Source organism: Hydrotalea sandarakina, assembly GCF_003254115.1.
Taxonomy (GTDB): domain Bacteria; phylum Bacteroidota; class Bacteroidia; order Chitinophagales; family Chitinophagaceae; genus Hydrotalea; species Hydrotalea sandarakina.
In genome coordinates this window covers 43,959-65,186 of the sequence record NZ_QKZV01000009.1, presented here as the reverse complement: position 1 = coordinate 65,186, position 21,228 = coordinate 43,959, and the positions used below count along the sequence as shown (strand labels likewise).

Below are 21,228 nucleotides of genomic sequence, written 5' to 3'. Positions count from 1 at the left end.
TATGATTATGGAAACCGCAAGTGCAATATTCAATACGTTACCTGTTAGTGAAATTCGTTCACAATTCCCTTTATTACAGCGTACTATAAACAACAAGCCCATAGTTTATTTAGATAATGCGGCAACTACACAAAAGCCTTGGGCAGTTATTAATGCTTTGCGCGATTTTTATGTGAATACGAATGCCAACATACATCGCGGCATTCACACTTTGGCTGAAGAAGCTACCACAGCTTATGAAGCTACCCGTTTGGCGGTTCAATCTTTTATTGGTGCAGCAGCACCCGAGGAAATTATTTTTACCCGTGGCACAACTGAGTCAATTAATTTGGTTGCCAATACTTGGGGTAAGCAAAATATACATGAAGGTGATGAAATTTTAATTTCTGCTATGGAACACCACTCTAATATTGTTCCATGGCAAATTTTATGTGCTGAAAAAAAAGCTGTTTTAAAAGTAGTTCCCGTAAATGATGCCGGTGAACTAATTATGGAAGAATTTGAAAAGCTGTTATCGCCTAAAACAAAACTGGTAGCAATTACTTATGTGTCTAATAGCTTAGGTACTATCAATCCCATAAGCGATATTATAACTATGGCACATAACGTAGGTGCATTGGTGTTAGTTGATGGTGCACAAGCAACTGTTCACTTAAATATTCAGGTGCAGCAACTAAATTGCGATTTCTATGCTTTTTCAGGCCATAAAATTTACGGGCCAACCGGAGTGGGTGTACTATACGGCAAAAAAGCATTACTTGAAAGCATGCCGGTTTTTATGGGCGGTGGGGAAATGATTAAGGAAGTGAGTTTTGAAAAAACTACTTATGCTGTTCTGCCCTACAAATATGAGGCCGGTACGCCTAATATTGCTGACACTGTTGCTTTGAAAGCCGCTATTGATTTTATGCAGCAAACCGGTATTGAAAAAATTCAGGCGCACGAAAATGCGTTATTGGCTTATGCAACCGATAAAATGTTGCAAATAGATGATCTACGTATTTATGGTACAGCCCAAAATAAAACCGGCGTAATATCATTTCTGGTAAAAAATATTCACCCACAAGATATGGGGGTTTTATTAGATAATCAGGCAATTGCAGTTCGTACCGGTCATCATTGTACACAACCTTTAATGCATCGGTTTGGTATTCCCGGTACCGTTCGTGCTTCATTTGCCATGTATAATACTTTTGAAGAGGTTGATGCTTTAGTGAAAGGAATTGAAAAATCAATTAAAATGCTTTTATAGTATGAGTGAATCCAATACCATAGCGGCAAGAGAAGCAGAGATTGTTGAAGCTTTTTCGTTGTTAGACAGTTGGGAAGAAAAATATGAATATATTATTGAGTTGGGTAAACAACTGCCACCCCTTGATGCAAAATACAAACTGGAAGAAAATATAATTAAAGGTTGTCAGTCAACTGTTTGGTTAGTGGCCAACTTTGAAAATGGTAAAGTGTATTTTAAAGCGGATAGTGATGCCGTTATTGTAAAAGGTTTGGTAAGCTTGTTAATTAAAGTATTATCGGGACTTACACCTGATGAAATTTTACAAGCTAAGTTGGGCTTTTTGCAAGATATTGGTATGATGTCGCATTTGGCACAAACTCGTTCAAACGGTTTAAGGGCTATGATTCAGCAAATGAAAAATTATGCTTTGGCTTTTCAATCAATACATTCTTAAAATTGAATACACATGGAACCTGAAGTATTGCGGGAAAAAGTAATTGAAGTACTCCATCAAATTTATGATCCGGAAATTCCGGTAGATATATATGAGTTGGGATTGATTTATGAGGTGAAAGTATTGCCGATTAATAATGTTCAAATTGTAATGACATTAACCGCACCAAGTTGCCCAGCTGCACAGGAATTGCCTATTGAGGTTGACCAAAAAGTGCGAGCAATTGAAGGGGTAAATGATGTACATGTTTCTGTGGTTTGGAATCCACCTTGGGATAAAAGTATGATGAGCGAAGCTGCCCAATTAACATTGGGTTTCCTATAATTCTAATGATTTATCCGTAAAATATTCTGTTAATTGAAAAATTAAATCAATCAACATGAAAATAACTGCACAGGAAGAATATGGTTTAAGAATATTAATACGCATTGCACGTTGCAAAGACAACGAGGGTCTGAGCATTCTTGCATTAAGCCAGGCAGAAGGCTTAACGAAAGCATATATAGCAAAGCTAACCCGTTTGTTACGGAAAGCCGGTTACATAAATAGTACACCCGGTAACGTAGGTGGCTATGTGTTAGCCCGACCTGCTAAAGAAATTAATGTAAACCAGGTACTTAAATCGTTAGGTGGTGCTTTGTTTTCAAAAGAGTTTTGCGGTGATTACAGTGGTGCCATGCGTTTTTGTAATAATTCGGTTGATTGTTCTGTTCGTTCATTATGGCAAATGGTACAGTTTTCAATTGATCAACTATTAGATAAAGTGAGCTTACAAGATTTAATTGGAAGTGAGCAAAACTCAGAAAACCTGCTCAGCAATCTTTTTCAGGCGCATTTGCAATTATTGAAAGAGGCAGAACCCGCTTAGTTTATTTAATCAATATAAACAACGGTAACACACTTGTATATTCAGCATCTTACTGTGCTGTTTAAATCAAACTATTTCAAGTAAAAAAAAGAGGCTGTATTTAGTTCATACAGCCTCTTTATATTTTCAGAAAACAAATACAGCAAAAATGATTCATGCTGTTTGTTTACTGTACTAAACTATATTACCATTAAATCAACAAACTCATCTACGTGAGTATTGATAAGCGTGTTGTAGTTTAATGCAATGTTCAAAATGTTTTGCTGTTGTTTCTCAGGGAATTTGCGTGCCAAATTAATTTTGAACTTTTTCAATAATTCCGGAATACCCTCTTCTCTTCTGCGCTTATGGCCAATAGGGTATTCTACCACAACTTCATTTAATTGAGTTCCATCATTTAATTCAACTGTAAGCGCGTTTGCAATTGAGCGTTTTTCCGGATCGTGGTAATCTCTGGTAAATTGAGGGTCTTCAACACAAGTAATTTTTTCGCGCAAAGCATCAATTCGGCTATCAGCAGCCACATTGTCTTCATAATCGGCAGCTGTTAGGCGACCAAAGATAAGCGGTATGGCAACCATGTACTGAATACAGTGGTCACGATCGGCCGGATTATTCAATGGGCCTTTTTTATCAATAATGCGAATGGCAGCTTCATGCGTGCGAATTGTTATGTGTTTTATATCATTGGATGATTTGCCCATTGCTTGTAACTGTTTATGTATAGTCATTGCAGCTTCAACCGCAGTTTGGGCGTGGAACTCAGCAGGGAATGATATTTTAAATAAAACATTTTCCATTACATACGAGCCATAATCGCGTTGAAATTGGAAAGTGTTTCCTTTGAATAGCACATCGTAAAAGCCCCATTTGGGCGCTGTAAGCACGGAAGGATATCCCATTTCGCCGGTTTTAGCAATTAATGCTAAACGTACAGCCCTTGACGTAGCATCACCCGCTGCCCATGATTTTCGACTTCCGGTGTTGGGAGCATGGCGATAGGTGCGTAAAGAATGACCATCGAGAAACGCATTGGAAACAGCATTAATTAATTCATCACGGGTTAAACCGATGAGTTTACCCACTACCGCTGTTGAAGCCACTTTCACTAATAAGACATGGTCTAATCCCACTTTATTAAATGAGTTTTCTAATGCCAAGACTCCCTGAATTTCATGGGCTCTGATCATGGCATCTAATACATCTTTCATTAATAAAGCAGGTTTGCCGGCTGCAACATAAGTGCGCGAAAGCCAATCGGCTGTTGCCAAAATGCCTCCTAAATTATCAGATGGGTGTCCCCACTCTGCAGCCAGCCAGGTATCATTAAAATCAAGCCACCGAATCATGGCGCCAATATTGAATGCTGCCTGAACCGGATCTAACTGAAATTGAGTTCCCGGAACCTTTGCGCCATTGGGAACAATAGTGCCATGTACAATGGGACCTAATAATTTGGTACAGGCAGGATAAGTGAGCGCTTCAAATCCACAACCTAAAGTGTCCAGCAAACAGTAATGTGCAGTTTTCCAAGCAAGTTCATTTTTAATTTCATAATTCAATACATAATCAACTATGTCGGTTAAAACTGTATCAGGTTGGGGACGTTCATTGCTAATGTGTTGTGACATTCTTAAATTATTTTATTTATTACGAATAGGATTAACGTTTTTCTATGGGTACAAAATCTCTGTTTTCAGGGCCTGTGTAGTTTGCGCTTGGACGAATGATTTTTCCATCTTGCCTTTGTTCAATAATATGTGCGCTCCAACCGGTAACTCTTGCAACAACGAACAAAGGGGTAAACATGGCAGTAGGTACACCCATTAAATGATAAGATACTGCTGAAAACCAATCGAGATTGGGGAACATTTTTTTCTCATTCCACATTATGGTTTCAATGCGTTCTGCAACCTGATATAGTTGCATGTCATTGGCTTCTTTTGAAAGGTCGTGAGCAATTTTTTTAATTACCACATTACGCGGGTCGGAAATGGTGTAAACAGGGTGGCCAAAGCCAATGATTACTTCTTTATTTTCCAACCTTTTTTTAATGTCTTGTTCTGCTTCATCGGCCGAGGTATAGCGGCTTTGAATATCATAAGCTACTTCATTCGCACCACCATGTTTGGGTCCACGTAATGCGCCAATAGCTCCTGTAATGGCCGAATAAAAATCAGAGGCAGTTCCAGCAATTACGCGTCCGGTAAAAGTAGATGCATTGAATTCGTGTTCAGCATATAAAATTAATGAAGTATGCATGGCTCTTTCCCAAGATTTACTTGGTTTTTTGCCATGTAATAAATGTAAAAAATGTGCACCTATGCTATCATCATCTGTTTCTACATCAATTTGTTTACCGTTGTGTGAAAAGTGGTACCAATATAATAATGCAGAACTGAGTGATGCCAACAATTTATCAGCAATATCTTTCGCTCCTGCCACATTGTGGTCTTCTTTTTCAGGTAATATGGTTCCCATAACGGATACGGCTGTACGTAACACATCCATTGGGTGTGCGGCGGCAGGAATATGTTGCAACACTTGTTTTACCACTACAGGCAAACCTCTTAATGACTTTAATTTAGTTTTATAGGCAGCTAATTGTGCTTTATTGGGTAATTCGCCGTGAATCAGTAAATAAGCTACTTCTTCAAATTCTGCTTTTTCGGCTAAGTCAAGAATATTATAGCCGCGGTAATGCAAATCGTTACCACTTTTACCAACTGTGCAAAGAGCCGTATTACCGGCAACAATACCGGAAAGCGCTACGCTTTTTTTGGGCTTTGGTGTGGGTGTTGTATTTTCTGTCATTGTTTATTTTTTTTAAAAAGGTTATCAATTTTTTGTTCATATTCATAATAGCCAATGCTTTTATAAAGTTCTTCACGGGTTTGCATGGTATCTAAAACATTTTTCTGTGTACCATCGGTACGAATATGTTGGTACACATTCAAAGCTGCTTTATTTGCTGCTCTAAATGCAGATAAGGGATATAATACCAAGCCAACCCCTGCATCGCGCAATTCCTGAACGGTATATAATGGGGTCATTCCGAACTCTGTAATATTGGCCAATACCGGAATGCCGGTTGCATCTACAAATTTCTGATAATAACTAATGTTTGTTATTGCTTCGGCAAAAATAAAATCAGCCCCTGCTTCTTTATAAGCAACAGCTCTTTCCAAAGTTTTTTCTAAGCCTTCATTGGCTAAAGCATCAGTACGGGCACCTATTACAAAGTGCTCATCGGTTTTAGCGTCCACAGCCGCCTTTATACGGTCAACCATTTCTTCCTTGCTTACCACTTCTTTACCGGGGCGATGTCCGCAACGTTTAGCACCTACCTGGTCTTCAATATGCAATGCAGCGGCTCCTGCTTTGATAAGCGATTTTACGGTTCGTGCTATATTAAAAGCAGATGATCCAAATCCGGTATCTACATCTACCAATAGCGGGGTATCGGTAACATTGGTAATTCTGTTTATATCAATTAAAACATCTTCTAATGTGGTAATGCCTAAATCGGGAATGCCCAAAGAACCGGCTGCTACACCACCACCTGACAAATAAATAGCTTTAAATCCGCTTTGGGTAGCCAGTAAAGCATGGTTGGCATTAATGGTGCCCACTATTTGAAGCGGTTTTTCGTTTTGCATGGCTTCTTTAAACCTAAAGCCGGGCGAACCTGATACAATTGACTGCTGCATGATGAACGATTTAAAAAAATGTATAAAAGACAAGCATTAAATAATAATTTATGCAGCCACAAAAGTACAGCCTGATGCGTTTATAATGTTTTGGCAAACAATATTTATTTGCCTATTTTTTATTTAAAATTTTACCTATTTGTTAGGCTTTTTGGTTTGAAGTTAATACGAGGATTATTGCACGATTTCACTGGGTAATGTGTTGACTGAATTAAGTATGTTTAATTTTTACCATGCCTATGAAATCATACATTTTGCTGGTAAAAGATTTTGGATAATGCAATAAAAAAGCCCCTGATTTTTAGATGAGGGGCTCTTAAAGAACTATACGGATTTAATTTTTAGCGGCATATTTCCACCATTCGTTTAATGTTTTGCATCCCTTGAATTCTTTATCAATGGTGATATAAAATGAAGGCAAATGATCATTGAACCATTGTTCCAATTTTTGTTGTTTTTTGTCTTCAAGGGCTTGTTGTGCAATTTTATTATAGTCTTCTTTTAAGTTTTCGCGATGGGGTTCGGTTCTGGTTTTCAAATAAACCAACCGTACCATTTTTCTTCCTCTGTCATCGGTATAAACCTGAGGCTTAGAAATATCGCCCGGTTTTAAATTTTTGAGTAAGGGAATTAAATCTTTATCCGGTAATTGGTCAATAGTAATGTATGAGCTGCCATCTCTTCCTTGAATTTGGCCTCCGGTGAATTTGCTGTTTTCGTCATCGCTAAAGCGGTTAACAGCTTCACCAAAAGTAATTTGTTTGGTTTCTATTAAATTTCTGATAGAATCTAACTTATTTACTGCTAAATTAATTTCGGTTTGTGTAACGGGAGGAATTTTTAAAATATGGCGAACCACTGCATCATCACCGGAACGGCTAACCAATTGTATAATGTGCAATCCAAATTTTGATTTGATAACCGGTGAAATTTGGCCTTCTTTCAGTTTAAATACGGTAGATAAAAAGGTAGGGTCCCAGAATTTATCGTTTCTGTTTAAATGCAATAAGCCACCTTGTTTTTCCGTTTCAACGTCGTCAGAATATAATTTAGCTAATTGATCAAATCGTTTTTGACCTGTTTCCACCTGATTTTTGTAACTGTATAAATCTTTCGATACATAGTCTTCCACTTCTTTATTGGCTTTTGGTTGAATTAGAATTTGACTAACTTCTATTTCACTTTCAAAGAAGGGTAAGCTATCTTTTGGAATTTTATCAAAATAGGCTTTTACTTCATTAGGGGTAACTTTTACGTTATCCAAAATTTTGTTGCGCATTTGGTCGGCCAATTTACGGTCGCGGAAAGCGGGTCTAAAGTCTTCTTTAATTTGATAAATGGTTTTACCGGCAATTTCTTCCAATACTTCTTTTGAACCATATTCGCGTATAAAGCCTCTTATTTGGTTGTCTAATGCAGCATCCAAATCTTCGTCAGATACAGTTAGAGAGTCTTTTTCGGCTTGTAGAACCAATGCTTTTTGTATAAGTTGTGCTTCCAGAAATGCGCATTCCGGATGTGGGGGTAAGGAAGCCTCTTGTCCTTGTCTTTTAGCATCGGAAATAGCATTCATCACATCGGAACGTAAAATAATTTTATCGCCTACTTGCGCCACAATTTTATCTGCCACAACCTTTTGAACCTGTGCGTTTAATGAGGTTAAGGATGTGCATACAATCAAACTAAAAAATAAAAAATGTTTCATAAGTTAAATATGCTTGTAATCTGCAATAAAGCCGAAGGAAATTCCTTTTAAAGGGCCAATTACTTTTTACAAAAAAGTATTTCAAATGTACTTCTAAACTTTTGCAAACTTTAAGCCGAATAAGCTTTTAACAAAAAAATTTGCTTCAGGGTGTGGGTTAATAACCTATTCTGAAGCAAATTTTTTATTAAGGGTTAGTTATAGTGTACGTTTAATTTCTAATTCTTCGTAAGCTACAATAGTGTCGCCAACTGCCAAATCGGCATAGTTTTTAATGGTTAAGCCGCATTCCATGTTAGAGGGTACTTCTTTTACATCATCTTTATACCGTTTTAAACTTCCTAATTCTGCAAAAGCACCTTCCTGGCGTGGGTAAATAAGAATGCCATCTCTAAACAAACGTATTTTGGCATCGCGTTTTATGCGGCCTTCTACAACAAAACAGCCTGCAACAGTTGCTTTATCGAACTTAAATACTTCACGTACTTCAACAGTTGCCACTTCTTTTTCCTGAATTTTTGGCTCCAGCATACCTTCCATAGCGCTTTTTACTTCTTCAATGGCATTGTAAATAATAGAGTACATTTTTATTTCAACACCTTCATTTTGAGCCAATTTGGCTGCTTGAGCCGATGGGCGAACATTGAAGCCAATTAAAATGGCATCGGAAGCGGTAGCCAATAGTACATCACTTTCAGAAATTTGTCCTACAGCTTTATGAACCACATTTACGGCAATTTCGTCGGTAGAAAGTTTTTGTAAGGAATCACTTAATGCCTCAATTGAACCATCCACGTCACCTTTAATAATAATGTTAAGCTCTTTGAAATTTCCTAATGCAAGGCGTCGGCCAATTTCATCTAAGGTAATGTGCTTACGGGTTCTTAATCCTTGTTCACGCATTAATTGAGCCCGTTTATTGGCTACTTCTTTTGCATCGGATTCATCTAAATATACTTTAAATTTTTCGCCGGCTTGCGGTGCACCATTCAATCCCAATATTACGGCAGGGGTTGAAGGGGGTGCTTCATTTATTCGTTGATTACGTTCATTGAACATGGCTTTAACGCGTCCATGGTATTGGGCACTTACTATGATGTCGCCTTGTCTTAAAGTTCCATTTTGTACTAAAATTGTGGCAACATAACCACGCCCTTTATCTAAAGTAGCTTCAATAATAGAACCTGATGCTTCTTTTTTGGGATTGGCTTTTAGGTCGAGTAGTTCAGCTTCCAACAATATTTTTTCCAGCAATAAATTAACGTTTAAGCCTTTTTTCGCACTAATTTCCTGGCTTTGATATTTGCCGCCCCATTCTTCCACCAAAATGTTCATTTGCGATAGTTGTTCATATATTTTTTGGGGGTTAGCACCTTCTTTATCAATTTTATTAATAGCAAATATCATGGGTACATTTGCTGCTTGAGCATGGATTATTGCTTCTTTGGTTTGGGGCATTACTGCATCATCGGCAGCAATTACAATTACCGCAATATCGGTAACTTTTGCACCACGGGCACGCATGGCTGTGAAAGCTTCGTGACCAGGCGTATCTAAAAAGGTAATGTGCTTTCCACTTTCGGGTAAGGTAACTTCATAAGCACCAATATGTTGTGTAATGCCTCCGGCCTCACCGGCTACAACATTGGAATTTCTTATGTAGTCGAGCAATGAAGTTTTACCATGGTCAACATGCCCCATAATGGTAACAATGGGTGGACGGGTTTCCAGGTTTTGGCTATCTTCTTCTTCCTCATCCTCGTTTAGTTCATCTACATCATCCATGCCAATAAATTCAACTTCATATCCAAACTCACTGGCCACTAATTCAATTACTTCCGCATCAAGGCGTTGATTAATTGAAACCATGATGCCTAAGTTCATACATTTTGCAATAACATCGGCAAAACTTACATCCATTAAGTTGGCCAATTCACTAACGCTAATAAATTCTGTAACCTGTAACTTATTGTTTTCAGTGGCTTCGCCCATTGATTCGGCTGCCTCATCGCGTTTAGCACGGCGGTATTTGGCTTTTAAACTTTTACCTCTACCACCGGCACCGGCCAATTTGGCTTGTGTTTCCTTAATTTTTTCTTGAATATCTTTTGCGTCTATTTCTTTCTCTTCTTTTCTATGATCACGACCTCCGTGTTTAGGATGTGGTGAATTGCGTAAATTATTACGATTGCCCCCTTGTTGGTTTTGCCCATTTTGTTGTTGGTTGTTGCGGTTGTTGGCAGGCTGTACAGGTCTGTTAGGACCGGTAAGCGGGGCATTACCTCCAGGTGCATTGTTGCCGTGGCGTTGTTGTGGATTGCCTGTCTTGGGTTCGCGATTAAATTGACCACCGGGTTGATTACCACCCACCTTATTCAATGGAATGCGTTTGCGTTGTTTGCGATTTTCATCGCGAGAAGTGGGTTTAGGTCTTGTATCACTATCAATTGGTAATTGAATTTTACCTAATATTTTAGGCCCTGTCAATTTTTCTACTTCAATATTTTCTATAATAGGGTTACCGTTTTCTTGTGGGGTATTGCTTTCGGTTAAGCTTTCTGTTGGCTCTTCCTTAGTTTCTGTGTTGGATGAAGTATCTTCCGGTAAGGTTTCAGCAACAGGTGCTGCTACTTCAGGTACCGGTGTTGCAGTTGTTGAAGGAGTGTTTTCTTCTTCTAATTTTTGTGCCGTTGGCTCCTCTTTTTTCTTTACTTGTTTTTTAGGACGAGTTGAATTTTCTATTGCATCAATATCTATTTTGGCAATAATTTTCGGCCCTTCAATTTCCGGAACTTCTAATTTAATAAAATCAGGTTCTGCAGGAGTTGCCGGGGTGCTTGTATTCTCCGGTTCAACAAATTTTTCTGCAACAGAAGGTTCGGGAATGTCATTAGGTTGGTTTGAAATAGTCGGTTCTTCTTTTTCAATAGCAGTAACCGATTCATTTGTTGTTACAGTAATTTCCGGTTCTACTACTTCTTTTACTTCTTCCTTGGATGCTTTTTTATCTTCTTTTTTAGCAGTTGTTTCTTCTTCCTCTTTGTCCTTTCTTTTACGGGCATCAGGCGGAATAATTTTTGGAATTTCAACCTGATCGGCTTTGTTTTTAGCCTGTTTATCACTTTGAAATTCTGCCTGAAGTGCCAGGTACATTTCGGCTGTAAGTTTGGCGGTAGGTTTTAACTCATCTTTATTAAAACCTTTCTTGCCTAAAAATTCAATAATGGTTTCCTGGCCAACATTAAACTCTTTTGCGGCTGCTAATAATCTTGGTAATTTCAGTTCTGACATTCCGTTTTATTTAATCCATCTGTTCCCTTTGTTAAAAGGCAACGCTCAAATGTATACATAAGACTGTTTATAGCCTAATATATTGCTTTAAAATACCCCTTGTTTTTACTTAAAGTTTGTTTGTTGGCATAAATGGGGTTGTTTATGCTTTTATTCATTATCGAATTCAGCTTGTAAAATTTGCCTAACTTCTTCAATGGTTTCTTTTTCCAAATCGGTTCTTCTTTCCAATTCATCATTGCTTAAGTTAAGCACACTGCGGGCAGTATCGCATCCAACTTTTTTAAATGCTTCAATTACCCAAGGTTCAATTTCATCGCTAAATTCTTCCAAGTCAATATCAAACTCATCGGTTTTCTCTTCATCTTCTCTAAATACATCCAAGGTATAACCGGTAAGTTCAGATGCTAATTTAATATTCACGCCTCTGCGCCCAATGGCCAGTGAAACCTGATCGGCCTTCAAATAAACATCGGCTTGTTTCTTTTCAGAGTCAATGTTCATGAAGCTGATTTTAGCAGGTGTTAAAGAGCGTTGAATTAATAATTGAATATTGTTGGTGTAATTAATTACGTCAATATTCTCATTTTTTAATTCGCGAACAATGCCATGAATACGGCTACCTTTCATACCCACACAAGCACCAACGGGATCAATTCTGTCATCGTATGATTCTACAGCTACTTTGGCTCTTTCACCCGGTTCACGAACAATTTTTTTAATAGAAATTAATCCATCAAAAATTTCCGGTACTTCTATTTCTAACAGTTTAGCCAAAAACAAGGGACTGGTACGTGAAAGAATGATAACAGGTGAATTGTTTTTTAAATCAACTCTTGCTACTACGGCTCGAACGGTTTCGCCTTTGCGAAAGAAGTCTTGCGGAATTTGTTCTGATTTGGGTAGAATTAACTCATTACCTTCCTCGTCCATTAATAAAACTTCTTTTTTCCAAACCTGGTGTACATCGGCAGAAATGATTTCGCCAATGCGGTCGCTGTATTTTTTAACAAGAATATTCTTTTTTAAATCGTTAATACGGCTGGCTAAGGTTTGTTTAGCGGCTAAAATGGCACGGCGTCCAAAGTCAAGCATATCAACTTCTTCATATAATTCTTCGCCTACTTCAAAGTCGGGTTCAATTTTAACAGCTTCAGAGTAGCTAATTTCGGCAAGTGGGTCATTTACTTCTCCGTCTTCAACAATCATTCTGCGACGAATAATTTCTAAGTCGCCTTTTTCTGCATTTACAATAACGTCAAAGTTTTCGTCGCTACCATATTTTTTTCGAAGTAAGGTTTTAAAAACATCTTCTACCACTTTCATTAACGTGGGTCTGTCAAGGTTTTCAGTGTCTTTAAATTCCTGAAATGCGTCAATGAGGTTAATACTTGCCATAATTCAATGATTTTGTGTTGCTTCAGGCAATAAGCCTTTAAGCCCGATGGTGGTTAAAATTTAATTTGAACGGTTGTTGTTTTTATATTATTAAATGGAATTAAAACTTGTTGCGTTGTGGCTTTTTTACCTTTACCAATGGTTTGTTCTAATAAAATATCATTATCCGTAACGGCCAATAAAGTGCCTGTTTTAACGGTATCATCTTTAAAAACCACTTCAACAGTTCGGCCAATATTTTTTACATATTGCCGATGCAACTGTAGCGGTTCGCCAACGCCGGGCGAGGAAACTTCCAGGCTAAATTCACCTTCAGGGTAAATGCCGGCTTCCGTTATTAACTGATACAGTTTTCTGTTAAAATAAACGCATTTCTCAATAGGGAATCCGTTATCGCCATCTAAATACACTTTTATGTTTTGTGTAGGTTTTATTTTAACCGATACACAAAAAAAACCGGGTTCCGATTCCAGCATCTGGTTTACAATGCCGGTAATTTGTTCTATGGGTGATTCTGTTAACATACCTATAAAGCAGAAGGGAACGTGCTCGTTCCCTTCCTTTTGTTCTTTTTTCCAATGCAAATGTAATGGATAAATTGTTTATTCACCAAATAAGTAAGCGTTAAAATGCAAATGGTTAAAAAATGCTGCTGTTTTTAAAAATTACAATCATTCGTGTAATTTTGCCATTATGCTTAAAATTATTATTTGGGGCTGTGTACTTTATTTGCTGTACAAATTTGTTTTTGATTTGGTTGTGCCCATTGGCAAAGCAACCTCAGAAATGAAACAAAAAATTAATGCCATGCAACAAGAGCAACAGCAATTTAGTTCCAATAACCATCAATCCGCTTCCGGCTCCAAACACAATACATCTAACGAAGAGGGCGAATACATTGACTTTGAAGAGGTTAAAAAATAGATCAAAGTTTATCATTGTTTTTTTCAAACAATTCACTAACACTTTTACTTTTCTGCTAATATGAAAAATTATATTGCCGCTATAGCACTTTCCCTTTCCTGTTTATTGGCCAACCAAACCAAAGCACAAGCTGAAAATAAAAATGAATCAAATTCCCCAAAATGGTGGAAGAGTGCAATAGTTTATCAAATTTATCCGCGCAGCTTCAAGGATAGTAATGGAGATGGCATTGGCGATTTAAAAGGAATTATTTCGGAATTAGATTATTTAAAAAGTTTAGGTATTAATGTTGTATGGTTAAACCCCATATACCAATCGCCTAATTTTGATAATGGCTATGATGTTAGTGATTACCGAAAAATAGATCCGGAGTATGGCACCATGGCCGATTTTGATTCTCTTTTAAGCGGTATGCATCGCCGTGGTATTAAATTGGTGATGGATTTGGTAGTAAACCATAGCAGCAGTGAACATGAGTGGTTTAAACAAAGCCGCAGTTCGCGAACAAACCCTTATCGTAATTATTATCATTGGTGGAATGCGGAAAACGGAAAGCCGCCCTATCGTTTTAGCTTGTTTGATATTAACCATGATGCATGGAAATATGATTCGTTAACCAATGCCTACTATTTACATTACTTTTCCGATAAACAACCCGACTTAAATTGGGAAAATCCGAAAGTACGTGAAGAAGTTTATGATATTATGCGCTTTTGGGCTGATAAAGGTATTGATGGGTTTCGGTTAGATGCATTTCAGTTTGTGGCAAAAGATACCACCTTTCCAATGTTTCCCAAGGGTTTTGAAAAAGATTTTACTCGTTACTATGCTATGCAAGGAAACTTACATGGATACCTGCAACAAATGTATCAACAAATTTTTAGCAAGTATGATGTAATGAGTGTTGCAGAAGGGGCCGGTAATACATTTGAAGATGCACACAATTTGGTAGATAGTAATCGCCACGAATTGAATTTAGCTTATGCTTTTAATGGAGTAGATATAGCAAAACCTAACGGATACAGCTTGCTGCATTTCAAAACCGTTTTTTCGCAATGGGATAGTGCTTTTGAACATAGCGGATGGTTAGCAATATTTTTAGCCAACCACGACCAGGCAAGAATGGTTAGCCGCTTTGGAAATGATGCCCCTGCTTTTCGTACGCATTCTTCGCAAATGTTGTCAACCTTTATTTTAACCATGCGTGGAACTCCCTTTTATTACAACGGAGATGAGCTGGGCATGACGAATCCTAATTTTACTTCCATAAATGATTACCGCGATAAAGTTATTTTAGATGAATACAAGCATACCGTTTTAACCGGAGGGAATGTACAAGATTTGCTGAAAAATTTTGCCTTTGGTGCCCGCGATAACGGCAGAACGCCATTTCAGTGGAATACTTCGCCAAATGCCGGCTTTACAACCGGCACACCATGGATTAATGTAAATCCAAATTACAAAACCATTAATGTTGCTGTTGAAGAAAAAGACCCTAACAGTTGTTTGAATTATTTTAAAAAGCTTGTACAGCTTCGAAACACTCATACAACTTTGGTATATGGGAAATATACTTTATTGGATAAAAACAATGACCAAGTATATGCCTACACTCGTGAAGATGCAGCCGGTAAATTTTTAATACTACTTAATTTTTCAACCAAGAATGCTACGTTTAATAACAACCATATGAAAGGACAGGGAAAAGTGGCTTTGGCTAATTATACCGATGTAGGAAAAACGATAACCTTACAGCCTAAGATAAGTTTACGTCCATATGAAGCAATGGTTATAGAATTATAAACGCAAATCCAGTACCGTTTGTGGTGCCGTTAAATGAATGGTTTGGAAGCCTAAAGCCTTGGCGGTATTAATATTGGCTAAGGTATCATCAATAAACAAAGTTTCTTCGGGTTTTAAATTGTTTTGTTGCAAAATATATTCAAAGCCATCTGCATCGGGTTTTCGCATGCCCATTTCATGGGAATAATAGGCTTTTAAAAATTGCTCATTAAAGTTCTGCATTCCAACATCGCGTTGAAACAACTGCATAAAACAATTGTAGTGAATAATATTGGTGTTTGAAAACAGATAAACGGGATATTGTTTGTTTATTTTATTCAGCCATTCAATTCTTTCCGGTGGAAAGTTTAATAGCATGGCGTTCCATGCGTCAGTTATAGTTTGATTGTCAGCATTAATGCCGGTTGTTTTTCTAAGCAATTCAAAAAATTCATTCGCCGTAATTTTGCCCGTTTCTAAGGCTATAAACAAATCATTAGAATGATTTTGTGAAAAAAATTGTTGGAAGTTTTGAATACCTAATTGTTGAAAAGCTTGCGTTGTTTTCTGAAAATCAAGATTAATAAAAACACCTCCCAAATCGAAAATGATATTGTGCACTTTTTTCATGCTACAATATTACAATAAAATCTGCGCTTCGTTAATTGTTAGCAACTAGGGAATTAAGCTGCTTTTTCAATAGCCATGAAGTTAACCAATTTGCCATTGATATCAAAAATTGGAAAAGCTTCAATATGGCAAGTGTACATACTGCCATTTTTTTTGTAATTAATAATGCTTGTATTAAATGGCTGCAATGCCTGAATGGCACTTTTAATGAATTTGCGAGTTTCTACTGAGGTTTCAGGACCTTGAAAAATGGCCGGACGTTTACCAATAACTTCTGATGGGTGGTATCCATTCATGGCCAATAAATTTTCAGTAGCGTAAATGATTTGAAGTTGGGTATTGGTAACAATAATGGTTTTGTTTTCCCATATCAATGCCTCGTGGTAAGCAAATTGAATGTACCCCCAATTGTTTAGCCTGTGTATTTTGTTCAAAGCCTGTAAATCTTTGTGTAATTGATTGCGACGTGCCATGCCCTCTACTACTATATCCCAGCATAATAATGGATGCGCTGCGTTAGAATAATTCATTGCTTACAGTTTGTTACAAGTAAAGTTGCTGTATGTTTTTCTATTCTGTATGCTTTGTTTGTGCTAAACAGGCTAAATATTTTAAATAATTGAACAAATGAAGTTGTATGAACAAAAAACCCGCTGTAGTAATTACAACGGGTTTTATTATCTGCCAAATATTGGTTTATGAACCACAGGTAATACAACCTTCTTGCATAGTACAAACGGCACCTTCTGTTACAGTAGCTGTAACATCTAATTCTGTTGTATTTTCTTGAACAGGTATAACGGGCTGTGCAGTTACTTCGGCCTGTTTTTCAACGGTAAATTGTACTGCTTGTGTGGCTGCTTGTGAACGCAAATAATACATACCTGTTTTCAATCCTTTTTTCCATGCATAGAAGTGCATAGATGTTAGTTTTGCCATATTCGGTGCATCAACAAACAAATTAAGCGATTGTGATTGGCAAATAAAAGCGCCACGGTCGGCAGCCATATCAATAATGGTACGTTGTTTTATTTCCCAAACAGTTTTATACAATTCTTTAATGTTCGCCGGAATTTCAGGAATGTTTTGAATAGAACCGTTATTGGCAATTATTTTATTTTTCATGGTGTTGTTCCACAAACCCAGTTGTATTAAATCCTTCAACAAATGCTTGTTTACAATAATGTATTCACCGCTTAATACCCTGCGGGTATAAATGTTAGAAGTATAGGGTTCAAAACATTCATTGTTTCCTAATATTTGTGAAGTAGATGCTGTAGGCATGGGTGCCACCAATAATGAGTTGCGAACACCATGTTGTTTAACCTGTTGCCTTAGTTCTTCCCAATTCCAGCGGTTAGAAGGTGTAACATTCCACATATCGAATTGGAAAATTCCTTTTGATAGTGGTGATCCTTCATAAGTGGCATATCTACCTTCTTTAATAGCCAGATCTTTGCTAGCCGTCATGGCAGCAAAATAAATAGTTTCAAAAATTTCCTTATTTAATTTTTTCGCTTCTTCACTTTCAAAAGGTAATCGTAATAAAATAAATACATCTGCCAAACCTTGCACGCCTAAACCAATGGGTCGGTGTTTTAAATTGGAATTGCGCGCTTCTTCAACAGGATAATAATTATGGTCAATAATTCTGTTTAAGTTAACGGTAGCAGTATAAGTAACTTCAAATAGTTTATCGTGATTAAACTGACCATTTTCTACAAAACGAGGTAATGCTAATGAGGCAAGATTACAAACGGCCACTTCATCGGGTGCTGTGTATTCAATAATCTCAGTGCATAGGTTGCTGCTTTTAATGGTGCCTAAATTTTGTTGATTGCTTTTACGATTAGCAGCATCTTTATACAACATGTAAGGGGTGCCGGTTTCAATTTGTGACTCCATTATTTTAAACCATAATTCCTGTGCTTTTATGGTTTTACGTGCACGCCCTTCTGCTTCATATTGCGTATATAATTTTTCAAATTCTTCACCCCAGCAATCGCTTAAGCCCGGAGCTTCATTGGGACAGAATAAGCTCCATGTTTCATTGGCTTCAACGCGTTTCATGAATAAATCAGGAATCCATAGTGCATAAAACAAATCGCGGGCTCTTAGTTCTTCTTTACCATGGTTTTTCTTTAATTCTAAAAACTCAAACACATCGGCATGCCAAGGTTCCAGGTAAACAGCAAACGCGCCTTTTCTTTTACCACCGCCCTGGTCAACATAACGGGCTGTATCATTAAACACCCTAAGCATGGGAACAATGCCATTGCTGGTACCATTAGTGCCGCCAATATAACTTCCGGTAGCGCGAATGTTGTGAATGGCTAAGCCAATACCTCCGGCACTTTGTGAAATTTTTGCTGTTTGTTTCAAAGTATCGTAAATGCCATCAATGCTATCTTCTTTCATGGTTAGCAAAAAGCACGAGCTCATTTGTGGTTTGGGTGTGCCGGCATTGAATAAGGTGGGTGTTGCATGGGTAAACCAACGTTCACTTAATAAATGATAAGTTTTAATAGCACTTTCTACATCATTTTTATGAATGCCCAAAGCAACACGCATGTACATATGTTGAGGACGTTCAGCAATTTTACCGTTTATTTTTAACAGGTATGATTTTTCTAATGTTTTAAAGCCAAAATAATCAAAAGCGAAATCTCTGTCATATATTATAGTGCTATCTAGCAATTCGGCATTGGCTTCAATTACTTCCATCACATCATCGGCAATTAATGGCATTCTTTTACCGGAGTGACTATCGGTGTAATTGTACAATAAACGCATTGTAGCCGAAAAGCTTTTAATGGTATTCTTGTGTAAGTTACTTACAGCAATGCGTGAGGCTAAAATTGCGTAATCAGGATGTGTAATGGTAAGCGATGCGGCTGTTTCGGCAGCTAAATTATCTAACTCTTCTGTTCTTACACCATCATAAATGCCTTCAATGGTTTTTTTGGCCACATCAATTACATTCACCATAGGGCTAAGGCTATAGGAAAGTTTTTGGATGCGAGCTGTTACTTTATCAAACTTAACGGTTTCTCTTCTTCCGTCTCTTTTAATTACATGCATATATATAATATTTTAATTATTTTCAAAAGGATATTAAAAATCTTCATCTAACTTGAAAGCTTGAGCATTGATGTTGCTGCTCATAACACCGGCTTTTTGATAATCACCCACTCTTTTTTCAAAAAAGTTGGTTTTGCCTTGCAGTGAAATCATTTCCATAAAATCGAATGGGTTGGTGGCATTGTAAACTTTTGAATAGCCTAATTCAACCAACCATCTATCGGCAACAAATTCAATGTATTGCTGCATTAGTTTGGCATTCATGCCAATTAAATCAACCGGTAAGGCATCTGTAATAAATTCTTTTTCAATGCTTACGGCATCTGTTATAATATTTTTAACCTGTTGTTCGGTTAATTTGTTGGTAAGCATTTTGTATAACAAACAAGCAAATTCACAGTGTAAGCCTTCATCGCGTGATATTAATTCGTTACTGAAGGTTAATCCCGGCATTAGTCCGCGCTTTTTCAACCAGAAAATAGAGCAGAAGCTGCCACTAAAGAAAATCCCTTCAACTGCTGCAAAAGCAACTAACCTTTCAGCAAAGCTGCCATTGGTTATCCAACGTAATGCCCATTCTGCTTTTTTCTTTACGGCAGGTACGGTATCTATGGCATGAAATAAACGGTTTTTTTCTTCCGGATTTTTGATGTAGGTGTCAATTAACAAAGCATAGGTTTCAGAATGGATATTTTCCATCATAATTTGAAAGCCATAGAAACATCTTGCTTCGGGTAATTGTACTTCGCTCATAAAATTTACAGCCAGGTTCTCATTCACAATACCATCACTCGCAGCAAAAAAGGCTAGTACATGCGATATGAAATGTTTTTCACCATCATTTAAACTGTCCCAATCTTTTAAATCAGCACTTAGGTCAATTTCTTCTGCTGTCCAAAAACTGGCTTCATGTTGTTTGTATTTTTCCCAAATAGCGGGATAATTAATAGGTAAAATAACAAACCTGTCTTTGTTTTCTTTCAATAACACTTCATTACTATTGTCCATAGTATTCAATTTTTTTTTACATTTTATATTAAGTTGGGGCTGGAGAGGGTAAGGTATATTACGTTTTTGTAGTATACTTTGCTACACCCGCTTTTCGCCCGAAAGCGATTTGTTTTATTGGTAAAAGGCAGGTCTTCTGACTTCCCATGAATTGGCAACCTTCCCATTTTTTTAAAACAGTGGTTTTAAAACGCCAAAGCATGTATAATTGGGTAACAGCTACGGGGATAGTTCAGGATTTGCACCTGATTCCCTTTTCATTCCATATCAAAGGAAACCTTAAACCGGGCAGCAAAATAATTAAGGTTTTGCATGAAGTACAAAATTGTTATTAACCCTATGTTGAAAACATATTTTTTTCGGTTATGAAAAAAATACTCTTATGTTTTTTTGTTAAATGATAATCATACTAATGCATGAATTTTATTCAACATTGTATTAGTGTGAGTGTTTTGTGAAAAAAACAAGATGCTTTTTTAAGGTGCTGATTAAAAAAAATGTATATAAAGAGGGTTAAGAAGGCAAACTAAGTTCTAATGCACCAATTATTTGCTTCATTTCATTAATGTCAAGATGTGTTGCTGACATTTGAATTAATAACCTGTCGTTATTGAAAAAAGTTAGCTCGTGTTGATTTAATTTTTTTTGATAGGTTGCTATGGCTTTTTGGCCTAATAAGTCAATTTGTTTGGTATAGCCTTGATTTGTTTCAGATTGAATATTTAACCGGGTTAAATATTGCAAATAGTAAATGTTGGCACCTGTTTCGCCGGCGCAATCAATAATCGTAAATTGAAATGATTTGTTTTGATTGAGATTATGGTAAACATATTTAGCAGTTGAGTAACCATTTTGATTAGTGATCTCAAAATTTGTTTGATGATATTGTAATAATTGCTTGGGTAAAATATTCTTTAGTTGTGCCGGGGAAAAGGGAGTTAGTTTTTTTAATGCGGTTACTCTTTCAAATACAGATGGCTGAGCTTGTTGCGCTTCATCAGTAGGTATGGTATTGGCTATGATAGTATCTGCATCAATCCCTTTGATTTGTTGTGAATGATTATTGCAGGAATAAAGCAATAATAAAATGTAAATAACCAATATTTTTTTACTGCTCATAATGACCGGCCACAGTTCTATTTC

General features: G+C 37.1%; 18 protein-coding genes and 1 riboswitch. Of the genes, 6 read left to right on the top strand and 12 right to left on the bottom strand.

Annotated features, from left to right (window positions below):
* The first annotated feature begins 1 nt into the window (after position 1).
* The 4 genes from LX80_RS12340 to LX80_RS12325 are packed head-to-tail and all read left to right on the top strand — an operon-like array spanning position 2 to position 2,556.
* Entirely contained in the window at positions 2-1,252 is a 1,251-nt protein-coding gene (locus tag LX80_RS12340; protein ID WP_317046484.1) for a cysteine desulfurase, read from the top strand.
* A 1-nt stretch (position 1,253) separates the two neighbouring features.
* Positions 1,254-1,688 (top strand): SufE family protein, encoded by a 435-nt coding sequence (locus tag LX80_RS12335; protein ID WP_111297005.1) that lies wholly within the window; start codon positions 1,254-1,256, stop codon positions 1,686-1,688.
* Between the two features lie 12 nt (positions 1,689-1,700).
* Positions 1,701-2,012 carry an iron-sulfur cluster assembly protein gene (locus tag LX80_RS12330; protein ID WP_111296900.1) on the top strand — a complete coding sequence of 104 codons (312 nt, stop codon included), beginning with the start codon at positions 1,701-1,703 and terminating at the stop codon, positions 2,010-2,012.
* 55 nt (positions 2,013-2,067) lie between these two features.
* Positions 2,068-2,556, top strand: a complete 489-nt coding sequence (locus tag LX80_RS12325) for an RrF2 family transcriptional regulator (RefSeq protein ID WP_111296898.1) — start codon at positions 2,068-2,070, stop codon at positions 2,554-2,556.
* Positions 2,557-2,735: 179 nt separating this feature from the next.
* On the opposite strand, the gene LX80_RS12320 is transcribed toward LX80_RS12325, so the two are convergent.
* The 7 genes from LX80_RS12320 to LX80_RS12290 all read right to left on the bottom strand — a co-directional run bounded on the left by LX80_RS12320 (position 2,736) and on the right by LX80_RS12290 (position 13,184).
* Complete coding sequence (locus LX80_RS12320) at positions 2,736-4,187, bottom strand: bifunctional 2-methylcitrate dehydratase/aconitate hydratase (RefSeq protein ID WP_111296896.1); 1,452 nt, start codon at positions 4,185-4,187, stop codon at positions 2,736-2,738.
* 31 nt (positions 4,188-4,218) lie between these two features.
* Positions 4,219-5,370, bottom strand: a complete 1,152-nt coding sequence (prpC, locus tag LX80_RS12315; RefSeq protein ID WP_111296894.1) for a bifunctional 2-methylcitrate synthase/citrate synthase — start codon at positions 5,368-5,370, stop codon at positions 4,219-4,221.
* Positions 5,367-6,266 carry a methylisocitrate lyase gene (prpB, locus tag LX80_RS12310; RefSeq protein ID WP_111296893.1) on the bottom strand — a complete coding sequence of 300 codons (900 nt, stop codon included), beginning with the start codon at positions 6,264-6,266 and terminating at the stop codon, positions 5,367-5,369. The genes prpC and prpB overlap by 4 nt, the downstream gene beginning before the upstream one ends.
* A gap of 334 nt (positions 6,267-6,600) precedes the next feature.
* On the bottom strand, positions 6,601-7,971 hold the full coding sequence (locus LX80_RS12305) for a peptidylprolyl isomerase (RefSeq protein WP_111296891.1): 1,371 nt from the start codon (positions 7,969-7,971) through the stop codon (positions 6,601-6,603).
* A gap of 198 nt (positions 7,972-8,169) precedes the next feature.
* Positions 8,170-11,262 (bottom strand): translation initiation factor IF-2, encoded by a 3,093-nt coding sequence (infB, locus tag LX80_RS12300; RefSeq protein WP_111296889.1) that lies wholly within the window; start codon positions 11,260-11,262, stop codon positions 8,170-8,172.
* Between the two features lie 150 nt (positions 11,263-11,412).
* Complete coding sequence (nusA, locus tag LX80_RS12295; protein ID WP_111296887.1) at positions 11,413-12,660, bottom strand: transcription termination factor NusA; 1,248 nt, start codon at positions 12,658-12,660, stop codon at positions 11,413-11,415.
* 53 nt (positions 12,661-12,713) lie between these two features.
* Positions 12,714-13,184: an LSm family protein gene (locus LX80_RS12290; protein ID WP_111296885.1), complete on the bottom strand. Its 471-nt coding sequence runs from the start codon at positions 13,182-13,184 to the stop codon at positions 12,714-12,716.
* Between the two features lie 169 nt (positions 13,185-13,353).
* Between LX80_RS12290 and LX80_RS12285 the strand changes: the two genes are divergently transcribed.
* Together LX80_RS12285 and LX80_RS12280 are read left to right on the top strand one after the other, a co-directional pair.
* A complete protein-coding gene (locus LX80_RS12285; protein ID WP_111296883.1) occupies positions 13,354-13,584 on the top strand; it encodes a hypothetical protein in 231 nt (76 codons plus the stop codon).
* Between the two features lie 60 nt (positions 13,585-13,644).
* Positions 13,645-15,387: a glycoside hydrolase family 13 protein gene (locus LX80_RS12280; protein ID WP_111296881.1), complete on the top strand. Its 1,743-nt coding sequence runs from the start codon at positions 13,645-13,647 to the stop codon at positions 15,385-15,387.
* On the opposite strand, the gene LX80_RS12275 is transcribed toward LX80_RS12280, so the two are convergent.
* The 5 genes from LX80_RS12275 to LX80_RS12250 form a co-directional block, all read right to left on the bottom strand.
* On the bottom strand, positions 15,382-15,996 hold the full coding sequence (locus LX80_RS12275) for an HAD family hydrolase (protein WP_111296879.1): 615 nt from the start codon (positions 15,994-15,996) through the stop codon (positions 15,382-15,384). The genes LX80_RS12280 and LX80_RS12275 overlap by 6 nt on opposite strands.
* 53 nt (positions 15,997-16,049) lie before the next feature.
* A complete protein-coding gene (locus tag LX80_RS12270; protein WP_111296877.1) occupies positions 16,050-16,526 on the bottom strand; it encodes a PAS domain-containing protein in 477 nt (158 codons plus the stop codon).
* A gap of 166 nt (positions 16,527-16,692) precedes the next feature.
* The gene (locus tag LX80_RS12260) at positions 16,693-19,077 is read right to left on the bottom strand and encodes a ribonucleoside-diphosphate reductase subunit alpha (RefSeq protein ID WP_111296873.1); all 2,385 of its coding nucleotides are present in this window, start codon (positions 19,075-19,077) and stop codon (positions 16,693-16,695) included.
* Between the two features lie 33 nt (positions 19,078-19,110).
* Positions 19,111-20,085, bottom strand: coding sequence for a ribonucleoside-diphosphate reductase small subunit (locus LX80_RS12255; protein ID WP_111296871.1), 975 nt, complete (start codon positions 20,083-20,085; stop codon positions 19,111-19,113).
* A gap of 109 nt (positions 20,086-20,194) precedes the next feature.
* Positions 20,195-20,382: riboswitch (cobalamin riboswitch) on the bottom strand.
* Positions 20,383-20,598: 216 nt separating this feature from the next.
* Complete coding sequence (locus LX80_RS12250) at positions 20,599-21,204, bottom strand: hypothetical protein (protein ID WP_111296870.1); 606 nt, start codon at positions 21,202-21,204, stop codon at positions 20,599-20,601.
* Between the last annotated feature and the right edge of the window lie 24 nt (positions 21,205-21,228).

Excerpts from the sequence above, each read along its gene's own strand:
- LX80_RS12340 (WP_317046484.1), top strand. The coding sequence starts at position 2 with ATGATTATGGAAACCGCAAGTGCAATATTCAATACGTTACCTGTTAGT.
- LX80_RS12335 (WP_111297005.1), top strand. The coding sequence starts at position 1,254 with ATGAGTGAATCCAATACCATAGCGGCAAGAGAAGCAGAGATTGTTGAA.
- LX80_RS12330 (WP_111296900.1), top strand. The coding sequence starts at position 1,701 with ATGGAACCTGAAGTATTGCGGGAAAAAGTAATTGAAGTACTCCATCAA.
- LX80_RS12325 (WP_111296898.1), top strand. The coding sequence starts at position 2,068 with ATGAAAATAACTGCACAGGAAGAATATGGTTTAAGAATATTAATACGC.
- LX80_RS12320 (WP_111296896.1), bottom strand. The coding sequence starts at position 4,187 with ATGTCACAACACATTAGCAATGAACGTCCCCAACCTGATACAGTTTTA.
- prpC (WP_111296894.1), bottom strand. The coding sequence starts at position 5,370 with ATGACAGAAAATACAACACCCACACCAAAGCCCAAAAAAAGCGTAGCG.
- prpB (WP_111296893.1), bottom strand. The coding sequence starts at position 6,266 with ATGCAGCAGTCAATTGTATCAGGTTCGCCCGGCTTTAGGTTTAAAGAA.
- LX80_RS12305 (WP_111296891.1), bottom strand. The coding sequence starts at position 7,971 with ATGAAACATTTTTTATTTTTTAGTTTGATTGTATGCACATCCTTAACC.
- infB (WP_111296889.1), bottom strand. The coding sequence starts at position 11,262 with ATGTCAGAACTGAAATTACCAAGATTATTAGCAGCCGCAAAAGAGTTT.
- nusA (WP_111296887.1), bottom strand. The coding sequence starts at position 12,660 with ATGGCAAGTATTAACCTCATTGACGCATTTCAGGAATTTAAAGACACT.
- LX80_RS12290 (WP_111296885.1), bottom strand. The coding sequence starts at position 13,184 with ATGTTAACAGAATCACCCATAGAACAAATTACCGGCATTGTAAACCAG.
- LX80_RS12285 (WP_111296883.1), top strand. The coding sequence starts at position 13,354 with ATGCTTAAAATTATTATTTGGGGCTGTGTACTTTATTTGCTGTACAAA.
- LX80_RS12280 (WP_111296881.1), top strand. The coding sequence starts at position 13,645 with ATGAAAAATTATATTGCCGCTATAGCACTTTCCCTTTCCTGTTTATTG.
- LX80_RS12275 (WP_111296879.1), bottom strand. The coding sequence starts at position 15,996 with ATGAAAAAAGTGCACAATATCATTTTCGATTTGGGAGGTGTTTTTATT.
- LX80_RS12270 (WP_111296877.1), bottom strand. The coding sequence starts at position 16,526 with ATGAATTATTCTAACGCAGCGCATCCATTATTATGCTGGGATATAGTA.
- LX80_RS12260 (WP_111296873.1), bottom strand. The coding sequence starts at position 19,077 with ATGCATGTAATTAAAAGAGACGGAAGAAGAGAAACCGTTAAGTTTGAT.
- LX80_RS12255 (WP_111296871.1), bottom strand. The coding sequence starts at position 20,085 with ATGGACAATAGTAATGAAGTGTTATTGAAAGAAAACAAAGACAGGTTT.
- LX80_RS12250 (WP_111296870.1), bottom strand. The coding sequence starts at position 21,204 with ATGAGCAGTAAAAAAATATTGGTTATTTACATTTTATTATTGCTTTAT.